The 15,171-nt window shown below is 55.9% G+C and carries 13 protein-coding genes; 9 read left to right on the forward strand and 4 right to left on the reverse strand.

Translation table 11 applies throughout. The annotated features are described in order from the left end of the window. The first annotated feature begins 125 nt into the window (after window positions 1-125). Window positions 126-2,339: a mechanosensitive channel protein gene (ybiO, locus tag ACMGGE_RS10110; RefSeq protein WP_048027019.1), complete on the forward strand. Its 2,214-nt coding sequence runs from the start codon at window positions 126-128 to the stop codon at window positions 2,337-2,339. A 48-nt stretch (window positions 2,340-2,387) separates the two neighbouring features. On the opposite strand, the gene rlmF is transcribed toward ybiO, so the two are convergent. After that, the gene (gene rlmF / locus ACMGGE_RS10115; RefSeq protein ID WP_045909507.1) at window positions 2,388-3,299 is read right to left on the reverse strand and encodes a 23S rRNA (adenine(1618)-N(6))-methyltransferase RlmF; all 912 of its coding nucleotides are present in this window, start codon (window positions 3,297-3,299) and stop codon (window positions 2,388-2,390) included. A 243-nt stretch (window positions 3,300-3,542) separates the two neighbouring features. Between rlmF and mcbA the strand changes: the two genes are divergently transcribed. From mcbA to ybiJ, 3 genes are all read left to right on the forward strand, one after another. Then, on the forward strand, window positions 3,543-3,809 hold the full coding sequence (gene mcbA / locus ACMGGE_RS10120; protein ID WP_045909506.1) for a DUF1471 family periplasmic protein McbA: 267 nt from the start codon (window positions 3,543-3,545) through the stop codon (window positions 3,807-3,809). 122 nt (window positions 3,810-3,931) lie between these two features. After that, a complete protein-coding gene (locus ACMGGE_RS10125; RefSeq protein ID WP_420293720.1) occupies window positions 3,932-4,198 on the forward strand; it encodes a DksA/TraR family C4-type zinc finger protein in 267 nt (88 codons plus the stop codon). 285 nt (window positions 4,199-4,483) lie between these two features. Further along, window positions 4,484-4,744, forward strand: coding sequence for a DUF1471 family protein YbiJ (gene ybiJ, locus ACMGGE_RS10130; protein WP_023310874.1), 261 nt, complete (start codon window positions 4,484-4,486; stop codon window positions 4,742-4,744). 118 nt (window positions 4,745-4,862) lie between these two features. Here ybiJ and ybiB read toward each other — a convergent pair whose 3' ends face one another. Next, window positions 4,863-5,825 (reverse strand): DNA-binding protein YbiB, encoded by a 963-nt coding sequence (gene ybiB, locus ACMGGE_RS10135; protein ID WP_420293721.1) that lies wholly within the window; start codon window positions 5,823-5,825, stop codon window positions 4,863-4,865. A gap of 255 nt (window positions 5,826-6,080) precedes the next feature. On the opposite strand from ybiB, the gene ACMGGE_RS10140 reads away from it, so the two are divergent. From ACMGGE_RS10140 to ACMGGE_RS10160, 5 genes are all read left to right on the forward strand, one after another. Beyond that, window positions 6,081-6,617 (forward strand): fimbrial protein, encoded by a 537-nt coding sequence (locus ACMGGE_RS10140; RefSeq protein WP_045909503.1) that lies wholly within the window; start codon window positions 6,081-6,083, stop codon window positions 6,615-6,617. Between the two features lie 68 nt (window positions 6,618-6,685). Then, window positions 6,686-7,360: a molecular chaperone gene (locus ACMGGE_RS10145; RefSeq protein ID WP_420293722.1), complete on the forward strand. Its 675-nt coding sequence runs from the start codon at window positions 6,686-6,688 to the stop codon at window positions 7,358-7,360. Between the two features lie 30 nt (window positions 7,361-7,390). Continuing rightward, window positions 7,391-9,934: a fimbria/pilus outer membrane usher protein gene (locus ACMGGE_RS10150; RefSeq protein WP_420293723.1), complete on the forward strand. Its 2,544-nt coding sequence runs from the start codon at window positions 7,391-7,393 to the stop codon at window positions 9,932-9,934. Window positions 9,935-9,955: 21 nt separating this feature from the next. Beyond that, complete coding sequence (locus ACMGGE_RS10155) at window positions 9,956-10,945, forward strand: fimbrial protein (RefSeq protein ID WP_045909501.1); 990 nt, start codon at window positions 9,956-9,958, stop codon at window positions 10,943-10,945. A gap of 5 nt (window positions 10,946-10,950) precedes the next feature. Next, entirely contained in the window at window positions 10,951-11,454 is a 504-nt protein-coding gene (locus tag ACMGGE_RS10160; protein WP_229226243.1) for a fimbrial protein, read from the forward strand. Here the strand turns inward: ACMGGE_RS10160 and dinG are convergent. Further along, on the reverse strand, window positions 11,441-13,618 hold the full coding sequence (gene dinG, locus ACMGGE_RS10165) for an ATP-dependent DNA helicase DinG (RefSeq protein ID WP_420293724.1): 2,178 nt from the start codon (window positions 13,616-13,618) through the stop codon (window positions 11,441-11,443). The genes ACMGGE_RS10160 and dinG overlap by 14 nt on opposite strands. Before the next feature lie 97 nt (window positions 13,619-13,715). Next, window positions 13,716-15,095: an ATP-dependent RNA helicase RhlE gene (gene rhlE / locus ACMGGE_RS10170; protein ID WP_045909499.1), complete on the reverse strand. Its 1,380-nt coding sequence runs from the start codon at window positions 15,093-15,095 to the stop codon at window positions 13,716-13,718. Between the last annotated feature and the right edge of the window lie 76 nt (window positions 15,096-15,171).

Here is a 15,171-nt window from a genome sequence, read left to right on the forward strand (position 1 = left end):
TCCCTCTCTTGACGCTAAAGCCGGGCTTGCCCGGCTTTTTTACGCCAGATTGTTCCCAAAAATCCCCCTCCGCGTCCCGACTTCTATACTTATCATTTTGTTCGACATTTTCACCGGAGGACGCCGTGCCGTGGATCCTGTTGTTGTTGATTAGCCTGTTTAGTGCGCCATCGTTCGCCGTCGCGATCCCCGGCGTGACCACCGGAACAACCGCCAGTCAGCAAAGTACGCCCCCTCCTGAACCCGATGTCGAACAGAAAAAAGCCGCCTACAGCGCCCTCGCCGACGTCCTTGAGAACGATACCTCCCGGCAGGAACTCATCAGCCAGCTGCGGAAAGTGGCCGCCACGCCGCCGCAGGAGCCGGTGCCTGTCATCACCCCTCCCCAGGTGGAGGAACAAAAAACGGTGCTGGAAAATGTCACCGACGTGAGCCGACACTATGGGGAAGCGCTCTCCTCGCGCTTTGCTCAGCTCTACCGCAACCTGATTGGCTCACCGCATAAGCCGTTTAACCCACAAACGTTTACCGCCGCCGCCACGCAGTTCCTGATGCTGGCCGGTGCAGTCTTCCTTTTTTACTGGCTGGTGCGCCTGTGCGCGTGGCCGCTGTACCGCAAAATGGGGCAATGGGGACGCAGAAAGAATCAGCAGAAAAGCAGCTGGCTGCACCTGCCGTTGATGATAGCCTCAGCGTTTATCATTGATTTACTGCTGCTGGCGCTGACGCTGTTCTTAGGCCAGATGCTGGCCGACAGGCTGAACGCGGGCAACAAAACCATCGCCTTCCAGCAGTCGCTTTTCCTGAATGCCTTTGCCCTGATTGAGTTTTTCAAGGCGCTGCTGCGGTTACTCTTTTGTCCCCACGTGCCGGCGCTGCGTCCTTTCGCCATCCGGGATGAAACGGCGAAGTACTGGGCGCTGCGCCTGAGCGTGCTCAGCGGGCTGATTGGCTACGGCCTGCTGGTTGCCGTGCCGATCATCTCCAACCAGGTGAACGTCCAGTTTGGCGCGCTGGCAAACGTCATTATCATGATCTGCATTACCGTCTGGTCGCTGTATCTGATCTTCCACAATAAAAAAACCATTACCCAAAGCCTGCTGAATCTGGCCGATCGCTCCCTTTCGTTCTTTAGCCTGTTTATCCGCGCTTTCGCCCTGGTGTGGCACTGGCTGGCAAGCGCCTACTTCATCGTATTGTGCTTCTTCTCGCTGTTCGACCCGGGCAATAGCCTGAAATTCATGATGGGGGCAACGTTCAAAAGCCTGGCCATTATCGGCATCGCGGCGTTTGTGTCGGGGCTGCTGTCGCGCTGGATTTCGAAAACCATCACCCTGTCGCCGCAGGTACAGCGTAATTACCCGGAACTGCAAAAACGGGTAAACGGCTGGATGTCGGTATCGCTGAAGGTGGCGCGCATCCTCACCGTCTGCGTGGCGATTATGCTGCTCCTGAATGCGTGGAGCCTGTTTGATTTCTGGAACTGGCTGCACAACGGTGCGGGTGAAAAAACGGTCGACATCCTGATTCGCATCGCGTTGATTTTGTTCTTCTCTGCCGTCGGCTGGACGCTGCTGGCGAGCCTTATCGAGAACCGTCTGGTGTCGGATATCCACGGCCGCCCCCTGCCCAGCGCGCGGGCAAGAACGCTGTTAACCCTGTTCCGCAACGCGCTGGCGGTCATTATCAGTACCATCACCATTATGATTGTGCTGTCGGAAATCGGGGTGAATATCGCCCCGCTTCTGGCCGGTGCCGGTGCTCTGGGGCTGGCGATCTCCTTCGGGTCGCAAACGCTGGTGAAGGATATTATTACCGGCATCTTTATCCAGTTTGAGAACGGGATGAACACGGGCGATCTGGTGACCATTGGGCCGTTAACCGGCACCGTTGAGAGGATGTCGATTCGCTCGGTGGGCGTGCGCCAGGACACCGGGGCGTACCACATCATTCCCTGGTCCTCGATAACTACCTTCGCCAACTTTGTGCGTGGCATTGGCTCCGTGGTGGCGAACTACGATGTGGATCGTCATGAGGATGCCGATAAAGCGAAGCAGGCCCTGCGCGATGCGGTAGAAGAGCTGATGCAGATGGAGGATATTCGCGGACTGGTGATTGGCGAGCCGTCATTTGCCGGCATTGTCGGGCTGACGAACACGGCCTTTACCCTGCGCGTGTCGTTCACTACCCAGCCCCTGAAGCAGTGGACGGTGCGTTTTGCGCTCGACAGCATGGTGAAAAAACACTTCGATCTGGCGAACGTGCGGATGCCGGTCCAGACCTATCAGGTACTACCGCCGCCCGCAGCGCCGCTCCCACCGCAGGAGCCAACGCTGTAGCCTCGTTGCCGGGTGGCGGCTTCGCCTTACCCGGCCTACGACGGCGTGCTATTTGCGACGTTTGTTATTGTCCATAAACGTCCAGGCGATAAAGCGGCTTTGCTTCTGGCCCTGCGCCATCTCTTTTTTCACCACTTTTACGGCACCCGCTTCGGTGAGCGCGCGGTAGAGTGGCGGCAGGTTATCTCCGCGGGAAACCAGCGTCGTGAACCACTTCACCTGACGACCAAACTGTTTGCTTTCCGCAATCATGCGCAGGATAAACGCCACTTCGCCGCCTTCACACCATAATTCCTGCTGCTGCCCGCCGAAGTTCAGCGCGGCATCTTCCGCCTGACCCAGGTTGCGGCGCTTGCGCTCGCTGCCCGCACGCGCCGCGGCCGCCGAATCATGGAACGGCGGGTTGCACATCGTGGCGTCATAGCTTTCATTTTTGTGAATGATACCGTTGAAGATCGACGCCGCCTCTTTCTGACGACGCAGACGAATGGCGCGGCTTAACCCAGGGTTCGCGCTGATAATCGCCTGGGCGCTGGCAAAGGCCTCGGCACCGATTTCGCTTCCGGTGAAGCGCCAGTGGTATTCATGCGCGCCGATCAGCGGGTAAATCAGATTCGCCCCGGTGCCAATATCCAGAATGGTGGCCTGCTCTGGAACAACGCCCTCATTACCTTCGGCAAGAAGGTCGGCAAGGTGATGCACGTAATCCGCGCGGCCCGGCACAGGTGGACAGAGAAAGCCTTCGGGAATATCCCAGTTCGCCACACCGTAATAGTGTGCAAGCAGCGCTTTGTTCAACATTTTAACCGCCTGGGGGTCAGCAAAGTTGACCGAAGGTTCACCCGCGGGGGTCTGGACAATGTAGTCCTGCAGCGGCGGGCAGCTCAGGCATAACGCATTCATGTCGTAGCGGCTGCGGTGGCGATTTCGTGGGTGCAATCCCGGCTTTTGGGAAGTCATGGCGTTCTCCTTTAAACAGCGGCGTAAGATACCCTTTGCTGGCCCAACGGTAAATCTTTCTCTGCATCGATTAAAAATTCGACATAAATCAAACACCTTTATGTCTATGATCTGTCAGCGAAATGTCAACTGATGTTGTTCAAAAAATAAGCAGATCATCATCAAATATTTGCGCTAAGTCACACTCCTCCGGCTTCTAAACTTAAGGGGAATCACCTGTTGTTTCCTCATGAGGATGTGATTATGAAAAAGTATCTGACCCTTGCTGTTATCGCTGCCGCCCTGGCGACCGCGTCATTCTCTGCGATGGCCGTTCAGTCGCTGACCCCGAGTACCGACACCAGCCAGCTTCGGCCTGCGGGCACCGTCTCGGTAAGCCGTGCCAGCAACCTTGACGATCTCCAGTCTAAACTTGCCGAAAAAGCCCGTCAGGAAGGTGCAAAAGGCTTCGTGGTGAATTCCGCTGGCGGCGATAACCATATGTACGGCACAGCGACCATTTATAAATAATCTGCTTTTTTTCCCCAGACTGCATCTGTCCACCGGATGCAGTTCTCTTCCCCCTCGCCTTGACTGTTCGTTTTTTAACCCCATATTAAAAGCAGGGCTGAAACCAATATCAGGAGGGCATAATGGCTTCCGGCTGGGCAAATGATGATGCCGTTAACGACCAGATCAACAGTACAATTGAAGATGCGGTAGCGCGTGCTCGCGGTGAAATTCCGTGCGGCGAAAGCTTAACTGAATGCGAAGAGTGTGGAGACCCTATTCCCGAGGCGCGCCGAAAAGCCATCCCCGGTGTAAGGCTTTGCATTACCTGCCAGCAGCATAAAGATTCGAAAAATTCATCACATTCGGGATATAATCGCAGGGGTTCGAAAGACAGCCAGTTACGTTGACTTTCCTTTACCTAAGTTAACCGCACAGGCCCTTACCTTTACGCTCACGATTTTTAGCGAACCGCGTAGCAAAATGTGCCCTTCATCTTTCTTCTGTAAAGCGCATCAACAAGAAGTGTAAATCGCCAGTTTGAATTTATTAATATTCAATAAGTTATTTGTCATTCAATTTTTTTGAGCAACCACGTCAATTCTCTTCGATTTTATCCCTCGAAAAAAACCGTGATACTTATCACATCGACGGAACATCGTCCCCTTAACAGAAACACCTGCGAGAGATTAATTATGAAAACCATCAAATATGCTGTAGCTGCTGTTGCCCTGTCCGCCCTGTCCTTCGGCGCTTTCGCCGTAGAGCCAGTCTCTTCAACTCAGGCACAGAACATGAATAAAGTCGGTGTGGTAAGTGCTGATGGCGCGACCACGCTGGACGGTCTGGAAGCCAAACTGGCTGAGAAAGCGGCTGCTGCCGGTGCAAGCGGATACACCATTACCTCCGCTAACGGCAATAACAAGCTGAGCGGTACCGCGGTTATCTACAAATAATCGCCTGAACGAATGCTGTCCCCTCGCCAAACCCTCTGGTGAGCTGCTCCAACCCTCATTGACCCTGTTGTTTGTTACCCTTGCTTGCCCGTCCGCCACTGGACGGGCTTTTTTTTAGTTAAAAAGACTGCGCCACGCGCGCCAGACCGTCCTCTATCGAGTCCACCTCACCCGTCGCCAGCAGACAGCAGGCCATCTGCTGCGTAATGGCATGCGGAACAGGGACCTGGCCCGCCAGACACTGGGTGATCCAGTGGGCGGTGGTGTGCGGATCTTTGGCTTCGGGCAACGCCACATCACGATTATCCGTCCCGCGCTCCAGAATGACGCGCGCGCCGGCAGAATCAATGTGCACAATCTGCGGGCAGCGCTGCGGGTTGGCATACACCTCCCCTTCGGTGCCGTGCATCAGTAAAGCGCGCCCGCCAACCTCTTCAAAGAACTTGCCGACTCGCGTCACGTACTCCGGATGAGAGACGCTGGAAAGCCGCAGCGCGGCATCTTCGCCAAACGGCGTTGCCAGTTTGGCCAGCGTGTGGGCGCTGTTACGCACCCCCATACGCCAGCGCATATCCAGCTGCTTTTCCAGCGGCGGGCAGAACGCACCAACCGGAATATAGACCGGCTGATGCCCGTCAAGCTTCGCCTGCGCCTGACCCGCATGAAGGGTCGGCTTGATGTCCAGCAGCTCAAAGATGGTTTGCGTCAACACGCGCGTGGGATCTTCACTTACGCCGTGAACGACAACCGGGAATCCAAGCTTGTGCAGTAAAATCGCCAGCAGCGGCGTCAGGTTTGCCTGTTTACGCGCCCCGTTATAGCTGGGGATGACAATCGGCATCGGCTTTGCGACTGGCGGCGTTAAGCGCATCGTTTGCGCCTGCATCGCCTCGTAAAAACCGCGCATCTCCGCTTCACCTTCCCCTTTAATACGCAGCGCGATCAGGATGCCGCCCATCTCCAGATCTGGCACATCGCCATTCAGCATGTGCGTATACAGTACCTTAGCCGTTTCGTAATCCAGGTCGCGCGCATGATTTTTGCCCCGCCCTACCTCTTTGATAATTTTGCGATAATCCACGTCTTTTCTCCTGACTACGTCATCTTGTGAACACTATAGTCCTGAAGAAGCGCTGGCTGATAGTTTTTTATGAAGACAATCAACCCGCTGATTTTTTAGCAGTTAACGAAAGACAAGCTTTATTTCAATTATTTGTGATTTCTATAGAAGATTCTAAAGCATATCTTTTTTGATTAAATAGTCGCCGAACACTATTGAGGGTCACGGTGAAAACGTCCAGGCAACGTTTTTACCCGAAACACACCAGGATTGACTATGAACAAGGTTGCTTTAGGTTTATTTATCGCTGCAACGATAGGGTGTTCTGCATCCGCCTTTGCGGCAACAAACGGTGAAGGGCAGATTAACTTTACCGGCGAAATTATTGATTCTGCCTGTCAGGTAGTAAATGGATTAAGCGATCCACTCAACGTCCAGTTAGGCAAAGTTTCTAAAACGGTATTCACCGGTGCAGGCTCCACCAGCACACCAACAAAATTTGATATTCAGTTAAAAGATTGTCCGGAGACGGTCACCTCTGCAGCAATTAATTTTGGCGGTACGCCAGATGCGAATAACAGCACCACGCTGGCATTAACGGCGGATGCGAATGCCGCAACCGGCGTCGCCATTCAATTGCTTGACTCATCTGAACAACCCGTCAGCTTATATACGCCTTCCCGCGCGTATCCACTCAACGCAGGAAGTACGGTTAACGATCTGGAATTTGCAGCGCGATATATTCAGACGCAGGCTGCCGTTACGGCTGGCCCTGCTAACTCCGTATCGACCTTCACCGTTATTTATAACTGATATTTTCAATCTGAAGATATTAGCTTTGTGTCAAAGCTAATATCTTTTCTTTATGTTGAGAAATATTTATGCGCCATGGTTATTTACTGAGCACTCTGTTACTGGTAGCCGCGACCGCTCATGCGGGAGTCATTATTAATGGCACCCGCCTGGTCTACCGGGGAGATAAAAAGGAGTCATCTCTTGGTATTTCAAATCCAGATACAACGGATTATCTGGTGCAGTCCTGGGTTGAAACCGACAGTAAAAATCATGCCGCTGCGCCATTCCTGATTACACCGCCCCTGTTTCGTCTTGATGCGAAAGAGGATAACGTACTGCGCGTCGTTCGCACCGGCGGAAATTTACCGGAAGATCGCGAATCGCTGTACTGGTTAAATATTAAAGCGATTCCCTCATCAAAGCACGTGGAGGGGGTGAATACGCTGCAAATTGCGATTAATACGCGCATCAAATTGCTTTACCGTCCATCGTCCGTTAAGGGCAAGCCGGAAGAGATGGCGGATAAGCTGGAATGGCATCGTGAAGGTAACGATCTGGTCGTTAATAATCCGACCCCCTTCTATATGAATTTCCAGAGCGTGGCGTTGAATGGTCATAAAATCACGAAAGCCACCTGGGCCGTGCCTGAAACCGGAACGCACATTACCCTGCCAGCCAATACGAGTGGCGATACTGTGACGTATTCCATTATTACGGATTACGGCAGCATCAGCAAAACCTGGACAAAATCCGTTCATTAATTTCATGTCTGATAACGCATTAAAATAATCATGTACAGCCATAAAAAGCCGTTCACCTGCCAATTATTCACGCTGCTGACCCTGCTATGTGGTCTGGCAGCCGTGTGTTTTGCGCAGTTCGCGTGGGCTGATGATTATTTTAACCCGGCACTGCTGGATATTGACAACCCTCAGCAGACCAAAACGGATCTCTCCGTATATGAAAAAGGGCCTGGACAGGCGCCGGGGAAATACCAGGTCGCGATCTATATTGATAATAATAAAATCGACACCCGTGACGTGACGTTTACATTGCAGCAGGATAGCCGGGGCAACAGTTCGCTTCAGCCTTGTTTTAGCCTCGAAGAGTTAAAAAGTCTGGGCATCAAAACCCAAAAATACCCGCAGTTAATGGCAAAGGGCTCGTGTGCCGACTTAAGCGCCATCCCTTCGGCATCGGCCTCGTTCCACGTTCGGAATCAACAGCTGCTCCTGAGCATACCGCAAACGGCGCTGGGCCAGGTGCCACGCGGCTATATCGATCCCAAAGAGTTTGATGAAGGGATCACCGCAGGCTTATTAAACTACAGCGCCAACGCCAGCCAGAGCCACGCTCGCCAGCAGGGCGAAGAGGATAACAGCAGCCAGTACGTCAATTTGCGCCCGGGCTTTAATGTCGGGGCCTGGCGCGTACGCAACTATTCCACCTGGAATCGCAGCACGACGGGCAAGGAAGAACAGCAGAAGTTCTCCTCCGTCTATACCTATGCCCAGCGCGATATCGTGTCGATGAAAAGCGATCTAACCGTCGGCCAGAGCTCTTCGCCTGCCGATGTGTTCGACAGCGTGCCCTATACCGGGGTGCAGATTAACTCCGACAGCGACATGCTGCCGGACAGCGAAAAAGGCTATGCGCCGATTATTCGAGGAACGGCGCACAGTAACGCGCTGGTGATGGTTCGCCAGAACGGCTATGTCATTTACCAGAACACCGTTGCCCCCGGCGCGTTTGAAATTAACGATCTCTACCCTACCGGCAGCAGCGGCGATCTGCAGGTGACCGTAAAAGAGACCGACGGAAGCGAAAGCCACTTTGTGGTGCCCTACGCGTCGGTGCCGGTATTGCAGCGTGAAAAAAACCTGCGCTACAGCGTAACCGCAGGCCGCTACCGCTCGTATGACAGCGACGTCGAGAAAACGCCGTTTGCTCAGGGGAGCGCAATTTACGGCTTACCTTACGGATTCACCGCCTACGGCGGCGTGCAGCAGAGCAGCCATTATCAGTCTCAGGCGGTGGGTGTCGGTAAAAACATGGGAGATTTAGGCGCCTTCTCGCTCGACGTCACCCGCGCAAAAGCGCTGCTGAAAAAACAGCAGTCCAGCAAAGGGCAGTCTGCGCGCCTCCGCTACAGCAAAGATTTTGCGGGATCGGGGACGAATTTTTCCGTGGCGGGCTATCGCTACAACAGCAAAGGGTTCTACACGCTGGAAGACACCATGGAATCCTATACCCGCTCGGATGACTGGTCGGCACCGCAGCAGCGCCGTGAGCGTGAAGAAGCCACCATCGACCAAACCCTGCCCGAAGGCTGGGGCTCAATGACGCTGAGCCTGGTCAAAGAGACCTACTGGAGCCAGAGCCAGGACATGACCTCAATGAGCGTCAGCTACAACAACAGCTGGCACGGCGTGAGCTACAGCCTGAGCTACAGCATGAACAAGAATACCGACGCCAGCGATGAAAACGGCAATTCCGTCTCCAACGACAACCAGTTTTCACTGAGCGTCTCCGTGCCGCTCGATCGCTGGATGCATAACACCTGGGCAACCTACAACCTGAACAATACCAAAGACGGCACGACGCAGAACATTGGCCTTAACGGCACGGCGCTGGCCGAAGATAACCTGAACTGGAACATCCAGGAGGGGCTAAGCCGCACCGGTAGCGGAAACTCGACCAGCATGAACGCTGACTACAAAGGCACCTACGGCGAGCTCAGCGGCGGCGTGAGTCAGGACAACTATCAGCAGAGCGTAAACGTCGGCGTGCAGGGCGGCGTTATCGCCCACGCCAACGGCATAACGCTGAGCCAGCCGCTCGGCGAAACAATTGCACTGGTCAAAGCGCCGGGCACCCATGGTACGCACATTGCCAACCAGACCGGCGTTGAAACCGACTTCCGCGGCTATACCGTGGTGCCGTTCGTCACGGCCTACCGCCATAACACGATTGCCCTGGACACCGAAACGCTGCCGGACGACGCCGACGTTACCCACGCCGCGCAGGTTGTTACCCCGACCCGCGGTGCGGTGGTGCGCGCCAGCTTTAACACCCGCGTGGGGAACCGGGTATTGATGGTGCTCACGCAAAACGGGAAACCGCTGCCCTTTGGCGCAACGGTGACCACCGACGATAAGGACAGCGAATTTATCGTGGGCAGCGGCGGCCAGACCTACCTCTCCGGCATGCCACAGCGCGGCACGCTCTCGGTTTCGTGGGGTGAAGGTGCCGGCGAACATTGCGTCGCTGAATACGCCCTCACGGATGAGAAAGACAAAAACAGCATCATTAACGCTGCCGCGCAGTGTCATTGATTCACCGTAAAGGTTGACCTTATGCAGATTGTAAAACAACTGGTGTTCTTATTCGTGCTCGGCCTGTCGGCGCTATTCATGCCCCATGCAAAGGCCGAATGTACGACTCCCGATATGCCAAAGTTGCTAAACGTGGCAACCATATCGGTACCCAGCACGTTGCCCGTGGGCGAAAGTATTCCCGGAACGGAACAAACCGTTCACGTTGCGGGAAGCTGCGACCACGCCTATGAAGCCGGTCAGGAAATTGTCTCCTGCTACTACGGCACCGGCACCGAAATTCCGGGCCTCGCCGGCGTGTACGGTACCGGCGTGGAGGGGATTGGCATTGCGCTGGTCAACGACAAAGGCCAGCGGATAACGGGCGCGGGTGGGGTCTATTGCGATTCGCGCAGTACACCCATTGGCTACATCTCAAATGATGATGCGCGAAACTTCAGCTTCGATGTCACCCTTGAACTGATAAAAACCAGCAATGCGGTAAGCTCGGGTACGCTTTCAATTGACCAGACAAAGTTTGGGATTGGCGTTTATGGCATGGACGGGATTGGTTCTCCGAACACCGTATCTTACGCTGGCGACGTCAATATTCAGGAGGTGACCTGTTCGGTTTCCCCTAAAAACCTCACCGTTGTACTAGGCGATTTTCCGGTCAGCGATTTTATCGGCATCGGCACGCTCTCCATGCCGGCGCAGGAGTTTAACGTAACGGTCAACTGTAACGCCACGGTGCAGCCTGAAGTGAAAATCACCAGCGCTAACGGCTATGAGACCGGCTACGCTGGAGTGATCAAACTCACTCAGCAGCCCGGAATGGCCACCGGGGTCGGGGTGCGAATGTTGTTCGACAACGATATCGCCACCTTCGATCAATACGTCACGACCTCCAGCGAGGCCGTTGCCAACCAGACGCTGGATATCCCTTTCCAGGTGCGCTACCAGCAAATCAGCGACGAGGTCACGCCCGGCCCGGCGAACACCGTTGCCACCATTACTCTGGCCTATAAGTGACGATGATGAAAAAAATTCTGCTTTTCATTGGGATGGCCCTGATGACGCAGGCCTGGGCGGATGATATCCAGGTTCAGATGGTCGGGAATATCTATGCCAATACCTGCGTGATCGACAGCGCCAGCAAAAACTTAACCGTCGACCTCGGCCAGACAGCGTCCGGCAATTTTAAAGACGTGGGGGATACGGGCGAATGGAAAGAATTTTCGCTGAACGTCTCGCATTGTCCCAAAACGCTGACGCTGGCAACGGCCTTTTTCTATGGCCAGGCAGACAGCCTGCACCCGACAAAATTTGCCAACATCGGCAGCGCAAAAGGGCTGGCGCTTGAGCTGGCGGACCGGCAGGACAATATCCTCATCGCCCCGCAGGCGAGCTTTAACGCGCTGATTAATCAAAACGATCACACGGCCACCTTCCCTCTCGCCGCACGCTACTACGCCACCTCGATGCCGGTGAGCGCGGGGACGTTCAGCAGCGTGGTGCAGGTGACCTTCACTTACCAGTAGGACCGCGCCCCTTAGCACGGATGCTTTTCCTGCGCCCGGCGGTCAGTGTTGCCGGGCGTTTTTTTACCTCGGGCACTTCTGGCTGTTCAATCGGAAAGATCGGCAGCGCGTTTAACAAACGTTGGCCGTAATTTTTGGTCAGCAGACGTTTGTCATAAATCACCACCTCCCCCCAGCAGCCGTGGCTACGGATCAGACGCCCGACCTGCTGAATGAGGTTAAACGACGCCGCAGGTAAGCTTTGCACCTCAAAGGGATAGCGATTGAGGCTTTTCAACCACTCGCCTTCGGTGATGACGACCGGGCTGTCGATGGGCGGGAAGGCAATTTTATGAATATGCACCTGCGTCAGGTAATCGCCCTTCAAATCCAGACCTTCCGCGAAGGACTGTAATCCCACCAGCACGCTGCGCTCGCCGTTATCGATACGTTTGCGGTGCGTTTCCACCAGCCGGTAGCGCGGCTGATCGCCCTGGACCAGCAGTAATAAACGCAGATCGGTGACGTGCTCCAGGAAGCGCTGCATCGCGCGCCCGCTGGCAAACAGCACCAGCATGCCGGGGTATTTTCTGCTCTCAACCTGTTCGCGGAAGTAGGCCGCCATTTCCGCAATGTGCTGCTCTTCGTTGTCGATAAGCGGCTCGAATTTCATCCGCGGGATCACCAGCTTCCCCTGCTCGCAGTGGTTAAACGGCGAGTCCAGCGCGACAAAACGATCGCCCGCTTTCTCTTTAAGCCCGCTCATTTCCTGCAAACGCGAAAAACTGTTCAGGGAGCGCAGCGTGGCAGAGGTGACTACCACGTGCGGCACGCTGCGCCAGATGAGCTTTTCCAGCTGATCGGCCACGCGGATGCCCACGCAGTGGAAAAACAGATGGACCTGCCCGTCGCGCACCTCCCGGGTGGCCCATTTGGTGACCGGCGCGCCCGACGCCTGCGCCATCGAGGCCAGCCGCCAGAGCTTGCTCTGCGCTTCAAACATGCCGAGCGCACGGTTCATTTGCAAAAGAATACGGTGCAGGCGAACCACGTCGTGCGAGCCGGTTTTCTCGCTGAGATCGTTTAAGAACATCTCCGCCAGCCCGCGCAGCTTTTCGAGATGCTTAGCCAGCTGCTGGCAAATCTCCATCACCTCGTCCGGCAGTTCGCCCATCGCAAAGCGGTGTTCCGCCTCCTGGGTTGCGGGAAGATAAAGATTCAGGATGATGTTCAGCGACGAGATAAGGCTGTAAACCTCTTCGCAGTGGTCGCTCAGACGCTCCGGCACCGCCAGCGGCGGCGTGGTTTTCGGCCGGAACTGCTCCATGCAGGTGGCGACAAGCTTGCAGAAGAGATCCAGCTGCAGGCGGAACCAGGGGGCGGTAATTTCTGCGCTCATCTCCAGCGCGTCGCGCGCCACGTCGGGCAGATGGTGGCCTTCGTCAAGCACCAGCAGCAGGTTTTTCGGCTCCGGCAGCACCGCTTCGCTCTCCAGCGCCGCCATCACCAGGGCGTGGTTAGCCACAACCACCTCCGCTTCCTGAATTTCACGCCGGGCGACAAAAAACGGGCATTCGCGATAGTAGTGACAGTTGCGGTTCAGACAGCTGGCTTTGTCCGTGCTGAGCCTGCGCCACAAATCGTCGCTGATGGCTTTATCGGTGTGATCGCGCAGGCCGTCCCATTTATAGCCATCGAGATCGCCTTTCAGCGTTGCGCAGAGCTCCTGCTCGGCTTTGTTGTTTGGCGTGAGATCGTCGTCGAGGAACGCCAGCAGATCCTGCTGCGACGCCTCGCTGCTGGCAAGCCCTGCCAGGTTACGCGGACAGACGTAGCGACCGCGACCAAAGGCGGCCGTAAACCGCAGGTCGGGGATGATTTTGCGCAGCAGCGGTAAATCTTTGCTGAAGATCTGATCCTGCAGCGCCACGTTGGCGGTGCTGACCACCAGCGTTTTGTCCTCTTCCCGCGCAATCGCGATGCCGGGAATGAGATACGACAAGGTTTTCCCGACGCCGGTTGGGGCTTCAATCGCCAGATGTCGCCCGTCGTCCCCGGCGAGCGTTTTGGCCACGTCAGCAATCATCTGCCGCTGCGGCGCTCGGGGGATAAAGTCGGGGATCTGCTGTTGTAGCGCCTTATACCATGCGCCAATTTGCGCCTTGAGCGCAGCGGTTAAAGCCATCGGAAAACCTGAAATACTGTATAAACAGCCACTATTGTGGCACTTTCTCTTCGCAGCCGCAAAAAGAAAAGCCCGGCTTTACGACCGGGCTTCCAGATTACTGCGGGTTAGCAGGCTTGCGCGGGCGGCGTCGGCGCTGCCCTTCTCCTGCCGGCTTGCCTTCGCCGCTGCGCCACGGATTGTCACCGGCCGGTTTGCTGTCGTTGCTACGACGCGGCGGTTTGCCCGCTGACTTCGGCGCGCCGCCTTCGGCACGGCGCGGCTGCTGACCGCGACCACCGCCGCCCTGACCGCGACCGCCCTGGCGACCGTTCTGAATCGGCTCGGCTTTGATCGACGGATCCACTTCATACCCCGGGGTTTCGATACGCGGGATCTCTTTCTTCAGCAGACGTTCGATATCGCGCAGCAGCTTGTGCTCGTCCACGCAAACCAGAGAGAGCGCTTCACCGGTTGCCGCCGCACGACCGGTACGGCCGATACGGTGCACGTAGTCTTCCGGCACGTTTGGCAGCTCGTAGTTCACCACGTGCGGCAGCTCTTCAATATCGAGGCCACGGGCAGCAATGTCGGTTGCCACCAGCACGCGGATGTCGCCAGATTTGAAGTCCGCCAGCGCACGGGTACGCGCGCCCTGGCTCTTGTTGCCGTGGATCGCCGCGCTGCGGATGCCGTCTTTATTCAGCTGTTCCGCCAGGTGGTTCGCGCCGTGCTTGGTGCGGGTAAAGACCAGCACCTGCTGCCAGTTACCCTGGCCGATCATCTGGGAGAGCAGTTCGCGCTTGCGCTTTTTATCCACAAAGTGAACGTGCTGCGTCACCTGCTCAGAAGCGGTGTTGCGGCGCGCCACTTCCACTTCCAGCGGGTTATGCAGCAGCTTTTCCGCCAGCGCCTTGATCTCGTCGGAGAAGGTCGCGGAGAAGAGCAGATTCTGACGACGCGGTGGCAGCTTGGCCAGCACGCGGCGAATATCGTGAATAAAGCCCATGTCGAGCATGCGGTCGGCTTCGTCCAGCACCAGAATTTCGATGTTATCCAGCTTCACCGCGTTCTGGTGTTCCAGATCCAGCAGACGGCCCGGCGTTGCCACCAGCACGTCCACGCCGCCGCGCAGCTTCATCATCTGCGGGTTGATGCTGACACCGCCGAACACCACCAGCGAGCGAATGTTGAGATAGCGGCTATAGTCACGCACGTTCTCGCCAATCTGCGCGGCCAGTTCGCGGGTTGGGGTGAGGATCAGCGCACGAACCGGACGACGGCCTTTGGCGTGCGGCTGGTTTTTTACCAGCAGCTCTAACAGCGGCAGCGTAAAGCCCGCGGTTTTACCGGTGCCGGTCTGGGCGCTGGCCATCAGGTCACGGCCCTGAAGAACGGCAGGAATAGCCTGCTGCTGGATTGGGGTTGGCTCAACGTAGCCCTGCTCTGCGATCGCGCGCAGAATTTCCGGGTTCAGGCCAAGGGAATCAAAAGACATAAAAACTCCGAACCGCCCCGACCATCACAGGTGTAGTTTTCAGGGAGATATAACAATTAGGAGGACAAAAACCACA

Source organism: Enterobacter sp. BNK-22, assembly GCF_048684805.1.
In the GTDB taxonomy this organism is placed as follows: Bacteria; Pseudomonadota; Gammaproteobacteria; order Enterobacterales; family Enterobacteriaceae; genus Enterobacter; species Enterobacter quasiroggenkampii.

Excerpts from the sequence above, each read along its gene's own strand:
- rlmF (WP_045909507.1), bottom strand. The coding sequence starts at position 3,299 with ATGACTTCCCAAAAGCCGGGATTGCACCCACGAAATCGCCACCGCAGC.
- mcbA (WP_045909506.1), top strand. The coding sequence starts at position 3,543 with ATGAAAAAGTATCTGACCCTTGCTGTTATCGCTGCCGCCCTGGCGACC.
- ACMGGE_RS10125 (WP_420293720.1), top strand. The coding sequence starts at position 3,932 with ATGGCTTCCGGCTGGGCAAATGATGATGCCGTTAACGACCAGATCAAC.
- ybiJ (WP_023310874.1), top strand. The coding sequence starts at position 4,484 with ATGAAAACCATCAAATATGCTGTAGCTGCTGTTGCCCTGTCCGCCCTG.
- ACMGGE_RS10140 (WP_045909503.1), top strand. The coding sequence starts at position 6,081 with ATGAACAAGGTTGCTTTAGGTTTATTTATCGCTGCAACGATAGGGTGT.
- ACMGGE_RS10145 (WP_420293722.1), top strand. The coding sequence starts at position 6,686 with ATGCGCCATGGTTATTTACTGAGCACTCTGTTACTGGTAGCCGCGACC.
- ACMGGE_RS10150 (WP_420293723.1), top strand. The coding sequence starts at position 7,391 with ATGTACAGCCATAAAAAGCCGTTCACCTGCCAATTATTCACGCTGCTG.
- ACMGGE_RS10155 (WP_045909501.1), top strand. The coding sequence starts at position 9,956 with ATGCAGATTGTAAAACAACTGGTGTTCTTATTCGTGCTCGGCCTGTCG.
- ACMGGE_RS10160 (WP_229226243.1), top strand. The coding sequence starts at position 10,951 with ATGAAAAAAATTCTGCTTTTCATTGGGATGGCCCTGATGACGCAGGCC.
- dinG (WP_420293724.1), bottom strand. The coding sequence starts at position 13,618 with ATGGCTTTAACCGCTGCGCTCAAGGCGCAAATTGGCGCATGGTATAAG.
- rhlE (WP_045909499.1), bottom strand. The coding sequence starts at position 15,095 with ATGTCTTTTGATTCCCTTGGCCTGAACCCGGAAATTCTGCGCGCGATC.